Annotated in this window: 15 protein-coding genes; 7 read left to right on the top strand and 8 right to left on the bottom strand. The window is 65.7% G+C overall.

Annotation, left to right across the window (positions count from 1 at the left end; translation table 11 throughout):
• Nucleotides 1-72: 72 nt before the first annotated feature.
• Complete coding sequence (locus ACQPZ2_RS14735) at nt 73-261, bottom strand: ferredoxin (protein WP_433526045.1); 189 nt, start codon at nt 259-261, stop codon at nt 73-75.
• Entirely contained in the window at nt 258-1,553 is a 1,296-nt protein-coding gene (locus tag ACQPZ2_RS14730; RefSeq protein ID WP_433526044.1) for a cytochrome P450, read from the bottom strand. Before ACQPZ2_RS14730 ends, ACQPZ2_RS14735 begins: the two co-directional genes overlap by 4 nt.
• Nucleotides 1,554-1,752: 199 nt before the next feature.
• Between ACQPZ2_RS14730 and ACQPZ2_RS14725 the strand changes: the two genes are divergently transcribed.
• Genes ACQPZ2_RS14725 through ACQPZ2_RS14715 form a run of 3 tightly spaced genes read left to right on the top strand, consistent with a single transcriptional unit; the run spans nt 1,753 to nt 4,952 of the window.
• Nucleotides 1,753-2,883, top strand: a complete 1,131-nt coding sequence (locus ACQPZ2_RS14725) for an acyl-CoA dehydrogenase family protein (protein WP_433526043.1) — start codon at nt 1,753-1,755, stop codon at nt 2,881-2,883.
• Nucleotides 2,880-4,106 (top strand): acyl-CoA dehydrogenase family protein, encoded by a 1,227-nt coding sequence (locus tag ACQPZ2_RS14720; protein ID WP_433526042.1) that lies wholly within the window; start codon nt 2,880-2,882, stop codon nt 4,104-4,106. The genes ACQPZ2_RS14725 and ACQPZ2_RS14720 overlap by 4 nt, the downstream gene beginning before the upstream one ends.
• The gene (locus tag ACQPZ2_RS14715; protein ID WP_433526041.1) at nt 4,107-4,952 is read left to right on the top strand and encodes an SDR family NAD(P)-dependent oxidoreductase; all 846 of its coding nucleotides are present in this window, start codon (nt 4,107-4,109) and stop codon (nt 4,950-4,952) included.
• Here the strand turns inward: ACQPZ2_RS14715 and ACQPZ2_RS14710 are convergent.
• On the bottom strand, nt 4,894-5,550 hold the full coding sequence (locus tag ACQPZ2_RS14710; RefSeq protein ID WP_433526040.1) for a TetR/AcrR family transcriptional regulator: 657 nt from the start codon (nt 5,548-5,550) through the stop codon (nt 4,894-4,896). The genes ACQPZ2_RS14715 and ACQPZ2_RS14710 overlap by 59 nt on opposite strands.
• A 74-nt stretch (nt 5,551-5,624) precedes the next feature.
• On the opposite strand from ACQPZ2_RS14710, the gene ACQPZ2_RS14705 reads away from it, so the two are divergent.
• Complete coding sequence (locus ACQPZ2_RS14705; RefSeq protein ID WP_433526039.1) at nt 5,625-6,392, top strand: tyrosine-protein phosphatase; 768 nt, start codon at nt 5,625-5,627, stop codon at nt 6,390-6,392.
• Here the strand turns inward: ACQPZ2_RS14705 and ACQPZ2_RS14700 are convergent.
• Complete coding sequence (locus ACQPZ2_RS14700) at nt 6,378-7,649, bottom strand: aromatic ring-hydroxylating oxygenase subunit alpha (protein WP_433526038.1); 1,272 nt, start codon at nt 7,647-7,649, stop codon at nt 6,378-6,380. The two genes, ACQPZ2_RS14705 and ACQPZ2_RS14700, sit on opposite strands and share 15 nt — an antisense overlap.
• 161 nt (nt 7,650-7,810) lie before the next feature.
• Between ACQPZ2_RS14700 and ACQPZ2_RS14695 the strand changes: the two genes are divergently transcribed.
• Nucleotides 7,811-8,389: a TetR/AcrR family transcriptional regulator gene (locus ACQPZ2_RS14695; RefSeq protein WP_433526037.1), complete on the top strand. Its 579-nt coding sequence runs from the start codon at nt 7,811-7,813 to the stop codon at nt 8,387-8,389.
• Between the two features lie 30 nt (nt 8,390-8,419).
• On the opposite strand, the gene ACQPZ2_RS14690 is transcribed toward ACQPZ2_RS14695, so the two are convergent.
• Nucleotides 8,420-9,892 (bottom strand): amidase, encoded by a 1,473-nt coding sequence (locus ACQPZ2_RS14690; RefSeq protein ID WP_433526036.1) that lies wholly within the window; start codon nt 9,890-9,892, stop codon nt 8,420-8,422.
• A 112-nt stretch (nt 9,893-10,004) separates the two neighbouring features.
• Nucleotides 10,005-10,406, bottom strand: a complete 402-nt coding sequence (locus ACQPZ2_RS14685; protein WP_433526035.1) for a hypothetical protein — start codon at nt 10,404-10,406, stop codon at nt 10,005-10,007.
• Between the two features lie 818 nt (nt 10,407-11,224).
• Here ACQPZ2_RS14685 and ACQPZ2_RS14680 point away from each other — a divergent pair.
• Nucleotides 11,225-11,512 (top strand): hypothetical protein, encoded by a 288-nt coding sequence (locus ACQPZ2_RS14680; RefSeq protein WP_433526034.1) that lies wholly within the window; start codon nt 11,225-11,227, stop codon nt 11,510-11,512.
• Here the strand turns inward: ACQPZ2_RS14680 and ACQPZ2_RS14675 are convergent.
• Nucleotides 11,509-11,985 carry a dihydrofolate reductase family protein gene (locus tag ACQPZ2_RS14675; RefSeq protein ID WP_433526033.1) on the bottom strand — a complete coding sequence of 159 codons (477 nt, stop codon included), beginning with the start codon at nt 11,983-11,985 and terminating at the stop codon, nt 11,509-11,511. The two genes, ACQPZ2_RS14680 and ACQPZ2_RS14675, sit on opposite strands and share 4 nt — an antisense overlap.
• Before the next feature lie 276 nt (nt 11,986-12,261).
• Here ACQPZ2_RS14675 and ACQPZ2_RS14670 point away from each other — a divergent pair, with 276 nt between their 5' ends.
• A complete protein-coding gene (locus tag ACQPZ2_RS14670; RefSeq protein WP_433526032.1) occupies nt 12,262-12,675 on the top strand; it encodes a hypothetical protein in 414 nt (137 codons plus the stop codon).
• Between the two features lie 50 nt (nt 12,676-12,725).
• Here the strand turns inward: ACQPZ2_RS14670 and ACQPZ2_RS14665 are convergent, their stop codons facing one another.
• Complete coding sequence (locus ACQPZ2_RS14665; protein WP_433527429.1) at nt 12,726-14,666, bottom strand: potassium transporter Kup; 1,941 nt, start codon at nt 14,664-14,666, stop codon at nt 12,726-12,728.
• Nucleotides 14,667-15,024: the final 358 nt, after the last annotated feature.

Below are 15,024 nucleotides of genomic sequence, written 5' to 3'. Positions count from 1 at the left end.
TCGGCCATGGAACAACACTCTTCCTGGAATTCGATGCTGGTCAGCTGAATATCGGCGGCCACACCGAACCGGTCAACTCGCGGTGATGGCATGCTCCGGACAGGCCGACACCGCCACCAGGACGGCACCGGCGAAATCGGCCGGAACCTCGGGAGTCCGCACTTCGGCGTAGCCGTCGTCGTTGAGGGTGAACACCTCCGGGCACAACGCCACGCACACTCCGTGTCCGCGACAGTGGTCGGAATCGACCGAGACCTTCATCGGGTACCACCTTCCGCGATATCGAATTCCAGATGCAGCGCGGTCAGGCCGCGCAGGACGAAGGTCGGCACATACTCGTACTCGCGTGCGTCGGCGGCGCCGTGCACCGTTTCGTCGATGCGGATATCGGTCGTGCGGTCCAGCAGTCGCTCGATGGCCACCCGGGCCTCGGCCCGGGCCAGCGGCGAACCCGGGCAGGTGTGGATGCCACGGCCGAAGGCGATGTGGGTGCGAGCATTCGAGCGCTCGGGATCGAAGGTCGTCGGGTCGTCGAAGTGGCGTGGATCCCGGTTGGCGCCACTGTTCACCACCATCAGGGTGGTACCGGCGGGCAGGTCGACCCCGCCGACACTGACCGGCACCTTCGACAAACGGAAGTCGCCCTTGACCGGGCTCTCCATGCGCAGCGCCTCCTCGATGAAATTCGGTACGCGCGAACGGTCCTCGCGCAGCCACCGCTGCAGGTCGGGCTGTTCGGCGAGCAGTTTCAACGCGGAGCTGAGCAGTCGAACGGTCGTCTCCTGACCGGCCGAGAACAGGTTCGCGGCCACCCGGACGACATCGAGCACCGTGGGTTCGGAACCGTCCGGGAACATCGTGGTCGCCATGCTGCCGAGCACATCGCCGCGCGGTTCGCGACGCCGGTCCTCGATGTAGTCGGCGAACTTGCCGTAGAGGAATTCGATCGGGTTGTGGTGCATGGATTCACCCTCGGTACTGCCGAGGGTGGAGCCTTCCCGGTGCGGGTCGCGCTGCAATGCCTGCAGGAATTCCTCCTGGTCGGCCGGGGGCACGCCGAGCAGGTCGGCGATGACGTACAGCGTGAACGGTCCGGCGAAGTCGCGGATGAAGTCGCCGCGACCGGGTGCGAGGTAGCTGTCGAGCATCCGGTCCGCGAGCGTCCACATCGCGTCCTCGTTCTCCTTGAGGCGCTTCGGGGTGATCAATCGCATCAGCAGGCCGCGATGCTGGGTGTGCACCGGCGGGTCCAGGGTCGGCAGCTGGTCGCTGAACGGCAGTTTGTCGCGGTGTTCGGCGATCAGCGCATCGATATCGCCCTCCAGCGGGACCGGAAAACCGGGGAACGGACCGGTCACCGAGGTGCAGGAGGAGAAGTGCTCGGTGTCGTTCAGCACCTCGAGCGCCTCGTCGTAGCCGGTCACCATGTACACGCCGTGGTGGTTCTCGCGCGCCACCGGACACTGCGCCCGCATCGCGTCGAAGTACGGATACGGATCCGCTATGAGCTCCCGCCCGAGAAAGAAATCCATCTCCTCGAAGTCGTTCACCACTGATGGCTCCCTTCGCCATCGCGCGCTCCACGGACCTACCGACCGGCACGCGAGAATGCTACTCTCAATAACTGCTGAATCAGATTCTCACATCAGTATGGAAGAGCGTCAAATAGGTGACGGCGGCGCGCGGTTTCCGACCAGCGCGTCTCAGCCCGGTGAGCAGGTGCTCAGCGGTTGATTCGGAGGACCGGAAATCATGAGTGTCGAGCCGACCGGCGATCAGCGGTTGTTCCAGACGACGACCCGCGAGTTCCTCGACCGGACCGTCCCGATCGAGACGGTGCGTGAACTCGCCGATGTCGCATCGGGTTTCGATGACCTGTGGTGGCGACGCGGCGCGGAGTTGGGCTGGACGGCGATGCTGGTGCCCGAAAGGCTCGGGGGCGGCTCGATTTCCGGTCAGCCGATGACCGAGCTCGCGCTGGTGGCCGAGGAGTTCGGTCGCACCTGCGCGCCCGGCCCGTTGATCCCCACCAGCGCCGTACTCGCCGGACTGGCAGCCGCGGGCGATCGGTTCGCGGATGTGATCGCCGAGATCGTCAGTGGGGATGCCATCGCCGCGTGGGCGCTCTACGAGCCGGGCCACGGTTTGGATCTCACCGCCCCGGACACCCGCGCCGAACCCGACGGCACCGGCTACCGGCTAACCGGACTCAAAGATCGCGTCGAAGCCGGTGACCGCGCCGACCTGTTCCTCGTCACCGCACACGCCCCGGACGGCCCGATCCAGCTCCTGGTGCGCGCCGATACCCCGGGCGTGACGGTCACCCCGACCTGGACGCTCGACCTCGTTCGCCGTACCGCCCAGGTCGAGTTCGCGAATGTCTTCGTCGGCGCCGAGGCCGTGGTCCAGCAGGGCGAAACCGCCACCACGGCAACACAATCGCAACTGCATATCGCAGCGGCACTCAGCGCCGCGGAATCGGTCGGCGCCGCCCAGCGTGCTTTCGACGCCACGGTGACCTGGATGTTCGATCGCTACACCTTCGGCCGCCCACTGGCCTCCTATCAGGCCCTCAAACATCGTATGGCCGATAACAAGACCTGGCTGGAGGCCTGCCGTGCGACCGCCCGTGCCGCGGCCGCGGCCATCGACGAAAACCCCTCCACGGCAGCCGAATTCGTCAGCGTCGCCAAGTCCTATGTCGGTACGAAGGCCCCGGTGATCGTCCAGGACTGCGTCCAGATCCACGGCGGCATCGGCGTCACCTGGGAACACGACCTGCATCTGTTTCTGCGGCGCGTCACCTACGGCCGGGCCCTGTACGGCACCCCGGAGGAACATCACCGCCGCATCACCGATCTACTCGTCCGGAGCGCCGCATGACCACCGATCTCGAACCCGTCGACAGCTTCCGCGACCGCGCCCGGCGCTGGCTGAAGGAAAACCTCCCGCCCACCACGCAGACCTATACCGGCGCGGACCACGACGAGGTGTGGGATCGCGCGCGCGAATTGCAGCGCATCCTCTCCGACGGCGGCTTCGCCGGTATCTGCTTCCCGAAAGCCTATGGCGGCCAAGGGCTCACGCCCGCGCACCAGCAAGCTTTCACCGAGGAGTCGCTCGGCTACGAGATGCCGCTGGTGCTGAATGTGCCGACCCTGGCGATCTGCGCGGCCACCCTGCTCGACCTGGGCACCGAAGAGCAGAAGCGCTCGCATTTGACGGCGGTGCTGCGGGGTGAGGAGATCCTGGCCCAGTTCCTGTCCGAACCGCGCGGCGGCTCGGATCTGGCCGGGCTGACCACCCGCGCCGACCGCGACGGTGCGGAGTGGATCCTCAACGGCTCCAAGATCTGGAGTTCGGGCGCCTATGCCGCCGACTACGGACTGTGCCTGGCCCGCACCGACTGGAACGTGCCCAAGCACAACGGGCTCACCCTGTTCCTCGTCCCGGTCGCCGCGCCGGGCGTGACCATTCAGCGGATCAAACAGGTCACCGGATCGACCGAGTTCTGCCAGGAGTTCTTCGACGATGTCCGGCTACCCGCCGACGCCGTGATCGGCGAGGTCGGCGGCGGTTGGGCGGCGGCGTCGCGGCTGCTGAATCACGAACGGGCCGCCATGGGCGGCACCTCGCCCTACACCAGCGGCCAGCGACCCCACCTCGGCGCAGAGGCCACCACACTGGTCGACTTGGCGCGCGCGACCGGCCGACTCGACGATCCAAGGGTGCGTGAGGATATCGGGGCCGCCAGGGCCATGATCGTAGTCCGCAACCAACTCATCGCACACGTCTCGCACGCCATCGGCACCGGCGAACTGCCGCCCGCGGCCGGATCCATCGTGCGCCTGTTCAGTGCCGAAAATGCCTTGCTGCAAACCGATTCCGCGGTCACGATCGCGGGCGCGGCAGCGGTAACCGGCGATCCGGACGGTCCCGGCGTCGGCCAACTCGGCATCGACTATCTGTTCCGCAACGCCTGGAGCCTCGCGGGCGGCAGCACCGAAATGGCCCGCAACGTCATCAGCGAACGCGTACTCGGCATGCCGCGCGAACACGCCGCCGACCGCGACGTGCCGTTCAACAAAGTTGAGCGAGGTCGTTGAGTGACGGGTTGGTTCGAAGAGCGCAGCGGCCTCGACGGCACCGTGGCCGTGATCACCGGCGGCGCAGGCGGTCTCGGGCAGGCGATCGTGCACGATCTGGTCGCCAACGGTGTCCGGCCCGCGGTCCTCGACCTCGATGCCGAAGCAGCCGAGGCCCTGCGGCACACGATGGCCGACCACGACGCCCTGGTGCAGGTCGGTGACGCCCGCGATCCCGATACGCTGGCGGCACTGTTCACCGCCGTCGACGAGCGCTGGGGTCGGCTCGACACCCTCGTCAATGTCGTCGGCGGCACCTTCCGCGCGCCGTTCACCGACACCACACCGAAGGGCTGGGACGCACTGCTGCGCACCAATCTGCTGCACGTATTCCACGCCTGCGCACTGGCGGCGCCGCGGATGCGGGACGGTGGACGCGGCGGCAGCATCGTCAATATCACCACCATCGAAGCACACCGTGCCGCACCGGGTTTCGCCGTCTACGCCGCCGCGAAGGCGGCCGTCGAACAGTTCGGCCGCACCCTCGCCATCGAACTCGCACCGGACCGGATCCGGGTCAACAGTGTGGCCCCGGACTTCGTGCCGACCCCCAACCTCGCCAGGTTCTCACACGGTGACGGCGCCATGTCCGATCCGGCCGGGGCCCGGGTCGCCATCCCCCTCGGGCGTCCCGGTCAGGTCACCGATGTCTCGAACTGCGTGGTCTTCCTCGCCTCGGCCCTTTCTGCCTACCTCACCGGTACCACTCTGCACCCCGACGGCGGCACCTCGGCATCGGCGGGCTGGTTCAACTGGCCGGATACCGGTTGGGCCAATTACGCTCCGCTGCGCTATCTCCAGAGTTGATCGGGGTGATCGCGCGCAGGCAGAACGCGGTCGTGCGGTCGATATCGGCGGCGGTCGGCTCCACCCGGCGCCAGAGGAAATCGGTCAGACTGCCGACGGTCGCGTGCGCGACGAGCCCGGCATCGAATGCCGGGTCCCGACTGCCCAATTCGGTGAAAGCGCCGTGCAGCAGTGTGGCGAGCCGATCGCTCGGCGTTGGCGACCCGCCATCGAGATCCGGTGCCGACCCGCCCGCATTCCACAGCACCGCCCTGGTCAATGTCGCCGTGGCCTCGGCGGCCTGGGACAACACCGCCTCGACCCACCGGCGCACCTGGCCCTCCGGTGTCTCCGCCGTGCGCATTCGGCGGGCGGCATAACGCACCAGGCGTTCCGCGCCATCCTCGATGAGCGCGGAGATGAGTGCGTCCTTGGACGGAAAGTGCCGGTAGAAGGCGTCATTGGACAGACCGGCGGCCGCGACGATATCGGCGACGCGCGGTCGCGACGCGGTTCCGCTGGCGCGGATGACGGCCAGCGCGGCATCCAGCAAGCGGCGCACCTCGTCGGCGTAGGTCGCCTCCCGCTTGGCGAGAGCCCGCGCTGCAATGCGGCCCACCACGTCAACCTTTGGACCTGCAAGGCTATTCTCGCTCACAAGAAGAGTATTCTCAGAATTAGGAGTCGGCGCAAATGCCCGAGCGTGTCCTCACCCTGCAGGGTGCGACGAACTTCCGCGATCTCGGTGGCTATCCGACCGTCGACGGCGGATACACCCGCTGGGGGATGGTCTATCGCTCCGACGCTCCGCACCGGCTCAGCATCGACGACCTCGCCATCATCGAACGCCTGGGGTTGCTCGTCGCCTACGACCTGCGCACCGACGAGGAGCGCGACCGCTCCCCCTCGGCCCTGCCCGCCACCGTGCGCCGGATATCGCTCACCATCGGCGGCACCGCCGCCCACACCCGGGCCAATGCCGAGATGATCCGGACCCGGCCCGCCGACATTCCCGACGACTTCCTCGCCGAAATGTATGGCCGGATGGCCGATTTCGACGCCGGGATATTCGGGCGGATCCTCACCGAGCTAGCCGATGCGGACGGTACACCGGCGCTGATCCATTGCACCGCGGGCAAGGACCGCACCGGCGTCGCCGCCGCATTGCTGCTGGCGGCACTCGGAGTCGACGAGACGACGATTCTCGACGATTACGAACTCAGCGCCATCCACTTCACCGATCGGCGCCTGCCCCGCCTACTCGCCCGCCTCCCCGAGGATGTCGACCCCGCACGCTACCGCGCGGTGTTCGGCGCGCCACGGCTGGCGATGGCCACCTTGCTCACCTCGCTCCGGGAACAGCACGGGAGTATCGAGGGCTACCTGCGTACCAGGGCCGGGCTATCGCCCTCGACTCTCACCGCACTGCGCGACCGGCTGGTGCAGTCAGCCGTTTCGTGACTGCGCCTGGTACCCGGCAACGAAGTCGGTGGCCTGCTTGTGCAGATGCCGCAACAGGATCTCCTGGTCATTGAGCGGGAACTCGGTGACCGCCCGTGATTCGAGCATGGTCTGGGTGGCCTCGAGGGTGTTGCAGTCCTGCAGGCCGAATTCCTTGAAGGTGAGCGCGGCCAGTTCCTGACGCAACCGGTCGGTGGCATTGCGCGCGGGGGCGAAATAGCAGGTGCCCTCGAAGATGTGCTTGTTGTAGGCGGTCGGCCAGTAGTGATACGTCAGGTACCAGCCCGGCGCCCACACGACGATCATGAAATTCGGGAAGAAGACGTAGGAGTCCAGGCCCCATGCCCGATGCCGGGCGGGGTTCAGACCGGGTGGCAGATTGTCCAGCGCGGGGATGTCCGGGCGATCCCAGGCGCCGAAATTGCCGCTGCGCAATACTCTTTCGATCGGCTTGACCATATTCAGGTCTTTCGGCGGTGCCATGCCACCCCATGAGGACACCATGCCGTGCGGCCCGTCCAGTTCGTAGTGCAGCGCCTCGAAGCCGAAGTTCGACAGCTTCGACGACTCACCGGACACATACTGCTTCGCGTGCAGGATGGGCGCGTGGTAGAACTCGGCGAAGGCGTCGATGTAGAGCTTCCAATTGCTGCCGACCTCGGCCCGGTACTTGTACACCTCGGTCATCTCGCCGAACGGGTAGCCCGCCAGGCCCTCCGCGAACTTCCCGAGATAGTCGGTCAGCGGCGCGGCATCGTCATCGAGGTTGATGAATATGAAGCCTTCCCACACTTCGCAACGCACCGACTTCAGCCCGAATCGGTCCTTGTCGAAGTCGAAGAACTCCTGCTCCTGCTGCACGAAGGTGGCCTCGCCTTCGAGGCTGTAGCGCCAGGCGTGGTACTTGCAGGTGAACTGTCGGCAGGTACCGGCAGTCTCCTGGCCCGGATAGTCGTCCCAGACCAGCTTGTTGCCGCGATGGCGGCAGACATTGTGGAAAGCGCGGATTTGCTGATCGTTGTCCTTGACGATGATCAGCGACGTGTTCACCACCGCGAGCTCTTTGGTGAAGTAGCTGCCCTTGCGTGGAAGCTGTTCCACCCGACCGACATTCAGCCAGGTCCGCGCGAAGATCGCTTTGCGCTCGAGCTCATAGTGCTCCGGCGAGATCGAATCCTCGAACGACACCAGGCCGGTGCCGAGTTCTGGATAGTGCTCCGTCCACGACCCCTCCGCGGGCTTCGCGAAATGCGGCATCTGTAGCTCCCGTCATATCGAATACCACGGCCAACGGGCCGCCGACACCAGGAAATGCTAGTCGTTCGTAAAGTAGATTGCTAGCCGTTCGTAAAGTAAATGCCTTGCCGATCGTCAAGTACAGTCTTAGGCATCACGATGAGCTCACCGGAAGGAACGTCATGACTAGGGCAGATGTTGTCGCGCGTGAAGCCGACAGTCGACAGCGCCTGATCGACGTCGCGGTAGCACTTTTCATCCGGCACAGCTTCGCCGGGACCTCGCTGCAGATGATCGCCGATGAGCTCGGCTTCACCAAGGCCGCGATCTACTACCACTTCCGTACCCGAGAACAACTACTCCTCGCAGTGCTGCACCCACTGCTGCAACAACTCCGGTCGGTGATCGAGACCGCAGAACAGCAGCGCACCGCCCGCGCCCGCGCGGAGTCGATGCTGATCGGTTACGCCGAACTCGCCGCCGCGAGCCGATCGATCGCCGCGGTCGTGACCACCGACCCCAGCGTCATTCGGGTGGTGCGCCAGCAACCGGACTGGCGCAAGGTGATCGATCGGCCTGTCGCATTACTGGCCGAGCTCACCCCGGGACCGGATGGTGTCATCGCGGCCACGGCGGTGCTGACGGGGCTAGCCGGTGCTGCCTCCGGCGCGCCGAGCGATGTCGATCAGGAGACGCTGAACCGTCAGCTGCTCGACATCGGCCGCCGCATACTCGGACTGCGCAGACCGCGAGTCACATAGCGCAGCAACACATTTCAGTCCGCTTGTCGGCTATCGAACCTGCTCGGCCACTGACGTCGGCGCCTCGAAACCGCCGATCTCCTGCTCGAGCAGTTCGGCCAGCCGCAGCGAGGTGCGGTCCTCGAACATCGGACCGATGAGCTGCACTCCCACCGGCAGGCCCTCGGGGGACCGGCCCGCCGGTATGGCGGTGGACGGGAGACCGGGCATGGTGGCCAGACCGGCCCAGACAAGCTGGTCGGCGCCCGGGTAGGCCACGCCGTCGATGTCGATCCGCCGCTCTCCCAGATCGGGGTTGTGATCGTGCGGGAAAGCGGGAGTCGGTGTGATCGGACAGACCACGGCATCGAACTCGGCGAAGAGTTGCCGCCAGCCTTGGCGGTGGCGCTCACGACGGATGTTGGCCTCGATCCAGTCGCGGTGGCTGAACACCGCGCCGCGCAACCGCGCCGCGTGGAGACTCTGGTCGTCCGCGTTCAGTCCGGCGGCGTGGGTCCGAATCTGCTCGTACCGCTCCACGGGATACATTGCGGCCAGGTTCGCCAGCAGCAACTGCGTGTAGAGCGTCGCGGCCTCGGTCAGATCGGGCAGCAACGTACTTTGCCGTTCGACTCGGGCGCCGCCGCCGACGAGCGCGTCGGCGACTCGGTTCACCGCGGCCCGCACAGCGGAGCTGGTCGCAATGAGCGGATGATCGTCGATGACCAGGACATGGAAATCGGAAAGCCGCTCGTGGCGGGCGGCCGGAAGAGCCAAGTCGAATGCGACGCCCAGCGTCAGCGGGTCCGGGCCGGCCATCACGTCCAGCAGCAGTGTGAGGTCGCGGGCGGTGCGCGCCATCGGCCCGACGACGGCGAGGTCGCGCTCGGACGGCAGTGCCGGCGCGGGCGGCGGGACATGACCGCGGCTCGCCACCAGCCCGTATGACGTCTTATGCGCGTAGACGCCACAAAAATGCGCCGGTGTGCGCAGCGAACCGCCGATATCGGAGCCGATGGACAGCGCGCCGAACCCACACGCGAGGGCCGCCGCTGATCCGCCCGAGGAACCACCCGGAGTACGGCCGAGATCCCACGGGTTATTGGTGGTGCCGTAGATCTCGTTGAAGCTCTGTAGATCTCCCAGCATGAACGGCACATTGGTCTTGCCGAGCACCACCGCGCCCGCGGCCTTCAGTTGCGACACCTGCACCGCGTCCTCGGCAGGCACATAGTTCCGCTGCTGCGGTATGCCCCACGTCGTGGGCAGCCCGGCCATGTTGTAGGACTCCTTGACCGTCACCGGAATGCCGAGCAGCGGCCGATCCTCGCCGCGGGCACGCGCCTCGTCGGCACTGCGCGCAGCGGCACGCGCACGGTCGAAGTCCGGCACACAGATCGCGTTGATCACCTTGTCGTCCCGCTCGATACGAGCGATCGCCTCGTCGGTCAGTTCCACCGAGGTCACCTCACCGGCACGCAACGCAGCCGCGAGCTCTTCGGCCGACCGCAAACTCCACTCCATCAAACCGACCCTACCGGCCCGGCGCCTGTGCTCGATGCAAGCGTTTGCGAATGCGGCGCAAGATCTTCCGCGATCCACCGACCGCCAGCGGAAACCGCCGATAAGCGGCTACTTACGGGACGTTCTGTCCACCCGACTCTCTCGCTCGACCATCGGTTGCAGTTCCCGCATCGGGTGGAAATCGATTGTTGCCGGGAGGGGAGATCGGCTCCAAGCGATCTCCGAACAAATAGTCTCGGAAGGCCCGCAGATACTCGTCCAGTTCCCGTTGATCGCAAAACCAAGATTTGGTCGGGTCGAACCATTCGCTCGGCGTCGGGCGCCGCGCGATCATGTAGTCGAGAGCGTCACGCATCATGTCCCCGTAGACCGGATTCGTGGCGACGTTTTCGCGCTCTGCCGGGGCAAAACGCCACATCTGGTCACCCAAGTCTGCGTAGTGCATGTATACGAGCGGCCACAGCAGACGATTGATGTGCGGGATTTCGTCCCACCATCTGGTCTTCGCGCGCAAAGTCTCACTGGCCCTTGGGTGAGGGCGTGATTTCGCGACAGGCGCCGGGTAATAGGAGGGGTTGAACGCTCGATCGACGCCGCGGGGGTGCCACGTCGGCCCGGTTCGCAGGTTCATGGGTGGGTACCACACACCTCGCCACACCGGGACTCCGAGAGTGGGAGGGTGCACCGGGAGTTTCTCGGCCAGTGAGATGTCGACCGTGATGCGGCGCACCGGGGGCAACTCCGTGTCGTCGGGGAGCAGATCCGCCACCATCGCCAAGCAGTCCCGCTCGTCGAATCCGGTCACACCGACGCCCTGGCAGAGCTCAACCCGGAAATCTGGTTCGTGCTCCAGATCGAATTCGATCCAGAACCGCCGCACCGTGGGCATATGCGCTCTCCTCCCATGGACACCTACCGCCGAGCGCTTCGGCCTCACGGTACCAACGTCCGATCACTGCCTACCGCCCGATAATCGGCATGAGCAAGCGTTCCGGCGAGATTGCCTGCCGCTCCATGGTTGTGGCTCGACCGAAACGTCGGAATGGGATTTGCACGGATGTTGCCACGCGGGCGCGGCGGGCTGACCCCAAGCTATAGCGAGTTCGTCTGTCACCCAAGTGCGTTGGCCGGTTTACAAGGTTGTGTTCAGCATTCTCCAGGCCGAGTCCGCGATATTACTTCCGGCACAACGGAATCGGCGAATGGGGGTTCATCGTGACAGATGACTTCGGACAACAGGATCGACACATCGGCGAAAATACATACTCCCATCCAACGGACGGTTCAACTGTGGACCGGACACCGGGTCGCCCGGATGACCTGGTGTCGGCGATGGGTACATCCGACCGCCGACTGTCGAGGGATGGTTCGCCACTGCAGGACGGTGGGGCGCCAGCAGGCCTGGCCTCTGTGCCGACGGAGCGGGTGGTCGCCATCGTGTGCGCGGTGGTCGTGGTGCTGGGTTCGCTCATCGCCGGGTTCCTCAGCGGGGACGACCAAAACGATCTGGATCGGCGATTGCAGTATCAGGAGTGCATCACTCAGGAGCAGGCGCGCATCGCGCGCGAGGGCAGCCTCCTGCAACCCGAAGACTTCTGCAACATCTACCCCGGCCGCTAGCCGAGATCGGCATGAGCGGGATGTCCTGAGCCGCAGCGCATCTGGGTCGGTGATCGCCCGCCCAGCGGCATCGTGACGCGATCGTTCGAACGTGCCCGGTCGCCGTACGGGGTACCGCCGCCGAGGATGATCGGATTGACGAACTGGCGATATTCGTCGATCAGGTCCTCGCCGATGGCAGCCGCGGCCAGGCCCGCCCCGCCGATGGACACCACGCCCGCACCGGGCTGATCACGCAGTCGATCGAACTCGGCGGCGATATTGTCGGTGGCCAGGCGCGCGTTCCCGACCACCGCATTCAGCGTCCGAGAGAACACCACCTTCGGGATCGCCCGCCAGATCCGGGCGAACTCCAACTCCGCCGCGCCGGACATGGTCTGCTCGGCGGTCTCCCACACCAGCATCTCCTGGTACAAGCTGCGCCCGCACAAGTACGCGGCGATGTGACGAGTCTGCTCGATACGAAAACGCATCCGCTCCGCGTCAGGGGGCTCCAACTGATGTCGCCGCCTGGTCCTGCGATGAAACCGTCCAGCGACACGCTCATCGAATAGATCACGGGCAACATCAAGTCCTCCTCGACGACCCGGGTAATGCATTCGAGATGCGGACCGGTGACCAGTCCCAACACCGTATCAGCGGGTGTGTCAGGTCGGTGTCAGGTCGGTGTCAGCCGGACTGGCAACAGTGTTCACACGAACAGCGTCCAATCAACTTTCATCACAACAGATTTGAAGGAGAACCCAACCATGTCCGTCACACTGACCGACCAGGACAAGCTGACCCTGCGCACCGCGGCGTTCGGCGCCGTCTCCCTCATGACCGCCGTCGGTGCCGTCGGCGGCTCGGCCCACAAGATCGCCACGGACGGCAGCCTCGCCCTGTCCTCCGCGACCGGCGTGGTCGGACACGTGCTCGCCGAGAAGTCAACGGCGGGTATGAATCTGAAAGGCAAGTCCGTAGCCGAACTGGCAGACCAGGTGCTGCCGGCACTGACGGCAGCCATGAGCCTGCTCGAGCAGCAGGCCCCGGCGGAGGCCGACAACTTCCGCAGCACCGTCCTCGTCGCCATCGAAGCAGCCACCCGAGCCCGCAAGGGCCAGCCCAGTCCGACCATGACCGAGATGACTCGCAAGATCACCGCGGCCCTCGACGCCGCGTAAGATGAAGCACCGGGCCGCCTCGTGGGGGGCGTAGGCGGCCGCCAACGGTGCTACACCTCGATGTGCGAGCCCATGATCACGGTGCTGTCGCGGGGCAGGCCGAAGTATTCGGCGGCGTCGGCGGTGATGTAGGAGGTGGCGATGAACAATCGTTTGCGCCACATCGCCATCGTGGGCGCGGTACCGCGTCGCAGTTCGATCTTCGACAGGAAGTACGACGCCTGGTCCAGGTTCAGCTGCCCCTCGGTCTCGGCGGGGTCGATTGCGGCCAGTGCCCGTGGCACGTCGGGAGTCTGCATGTAACCGAAGCGGGCGGTGACGTGGATGATGCCGTCATCGGCGTACCCGAGGTGATCGACGGTGACGCATTCGGCGACTGGTACGCGGGGTACTGGCTCGGTCTGGATCGCCGCGATCACAACGTGTTCGTGCCGAACGTGGTTGTGCTCGACATTGGCGCGCATGGCCAGCGGTGCCGTCTGCTTGCCGCGGTTGAGGAAGATGGCTGTGCCGGGCACCTGTTGCAATGCTGGTTTCCCGCTTTGGAGTTCGTCGATGAACTCGCGCAGTGATCCTTCTCGGCGTTCCCGTTCGGTGGTGACGATCCGCCTGCCGCGTTGCCAGGTTGTCATGACGGTGTACGCGGTGACCCCGATCAGCAACGGCAGCCACGCCCCGTGCACGAACTTGGTCATGTTGGCCGCGAGGAACAACAGATCCACCAGCAACAGCGGGATTGCGCCGAGACCGATCAGCCACCACGGGGTGCCCCACTTCACGTGGGCGACATAGAAGAACAGCAGAGTGGTGATGGTGATCGTCCCGGTGACCGCCATACCGAAGGCGAAAGCCAGCGCGGTAGAGCTGCGGAACGCGAAAACCAGAGTGAGCACCGAGACCATCAGCAGCCAGTTGATCCACGGCACATAGATCTGCCCGATGGTGGATTCGGAGGTGTGTGCGATGCGCAGTCGCGGAAGGTAGCCGAGCTGGGCGGCCTGGGAGGCGACCGAGTACGCACCGGTGATCACCGCTTGCGACGCGATCACCGTCGCGGCGGTCGCCAAGACCACCAGTGGTAGTCGTCCCCAGCCTGGTGCGAGCAGGAAGAACGGGCTGCTGATGTTGCCGGGGTCGGCCAGAATCGATGCGCCCTGTCCGAAGTAGCTGAGAATGCAGGCGGGGAACACCAGGATCAGCCAGGCCCGGGTGATCGACCGACGGCCGAAGTGTCCCATGTCGGCATAGAGCGCCTCGGCGCCGGTGACGGCGAGCACGACAGCGGCGAGGGCGAAGAACGCGGTGCCGAAGTGACCGAACAGGAAACCGAGCGCATACGTGGGTGACAGCGCTTTCAAGATCTCCGGGTGATCGACGATTCCGGTTATTCCGCACGCGCCGATGGTGACGAACCAGACGATCATCACGGGGCCGAACAGCCGGCCGACGGCGGCGGTGCCGTGGCGCTGCGCCATGAACAGCGCCACGATGATCACAGCCGTGATCGGCACGATGAATTCCCCGAGCGAGGGGCGCACGACCTCGAGACCCTCGACCGCGGACAGCACCGAGATCGCAGGCGTGATCATGCTGTCGCCGAAGAACAGGGAGGCGCCGAAGATTCCGAGCGCCGACAGCACCAGGGCCACCCGTCGTCCCTGCGGGGCACTCCACCGGCGCAGCAGCGTGATCAGTGCCATGATGCCGCCCTCACCCTCGTTATCGGCACGCATGGCGAGCAGGACGTAGGTGACCGTGACGATGATCATCACCGACCAGAAGATCAGTGACACCACCCCGTACACGTTGTCCCGGCTGACCGGGACCGGATGCGGATCTTCCGGGTTGAACACTGTTTGCAGCGTGTAGATCGGGCTGGTCCCGATATCGCCGAACACCACGCCGAGTGCCCCGATCACCAACGCCGGCCGCGCCGAATCCTGAATGCCCCCACCATGATCGGGCGCCGGTCCAGCACTGGGCGTGGTCATGGGTGAGGTGTCGGCCACGGTGATCCTCCTCGGCGCGGGCTGCTGATCGGATGCTCGCGCATCGTGGCGGACACTACCGGCTCGGCTCGCGGGATTGTTTACATGTCATCTGTGTCGAGGGCATCAGGCGATCGCAAGCCAGGAGCAGTCGCCGGTTCGACCGCACCGACGGTCATCCAGGATTTCACGGGCGCAACGGTTTCCACGCGGTATTCGGACCGGGGACCGAGTCCGGCTCAGCGGTGATCAGCTGGATTATCTGGGCCGCGTGGACCACCTGCTGATCCGCCGCGCATTGCCGTGTCGCGGAGTCGGGTGCGGGACTTCGCGACACGGTGGCGGCGTGGGTCGGCATGGG

This window comes from Nocardia pseudovaccinii (assembly GCF_050942345.1).
Taxonomy (GTDB): domain Bacteria; phylum Actinomycetota; class Actinomycetes; order Mycobacteriales; family Mycobacteriaceae; genus Nocardia; species Nocardia pseudovaccinii.
The sequence above is the reverse complement of the archived record's forward strand: the minus strand, read 5'-3'. Positions and strand labels throughout refer to the sequence as shown.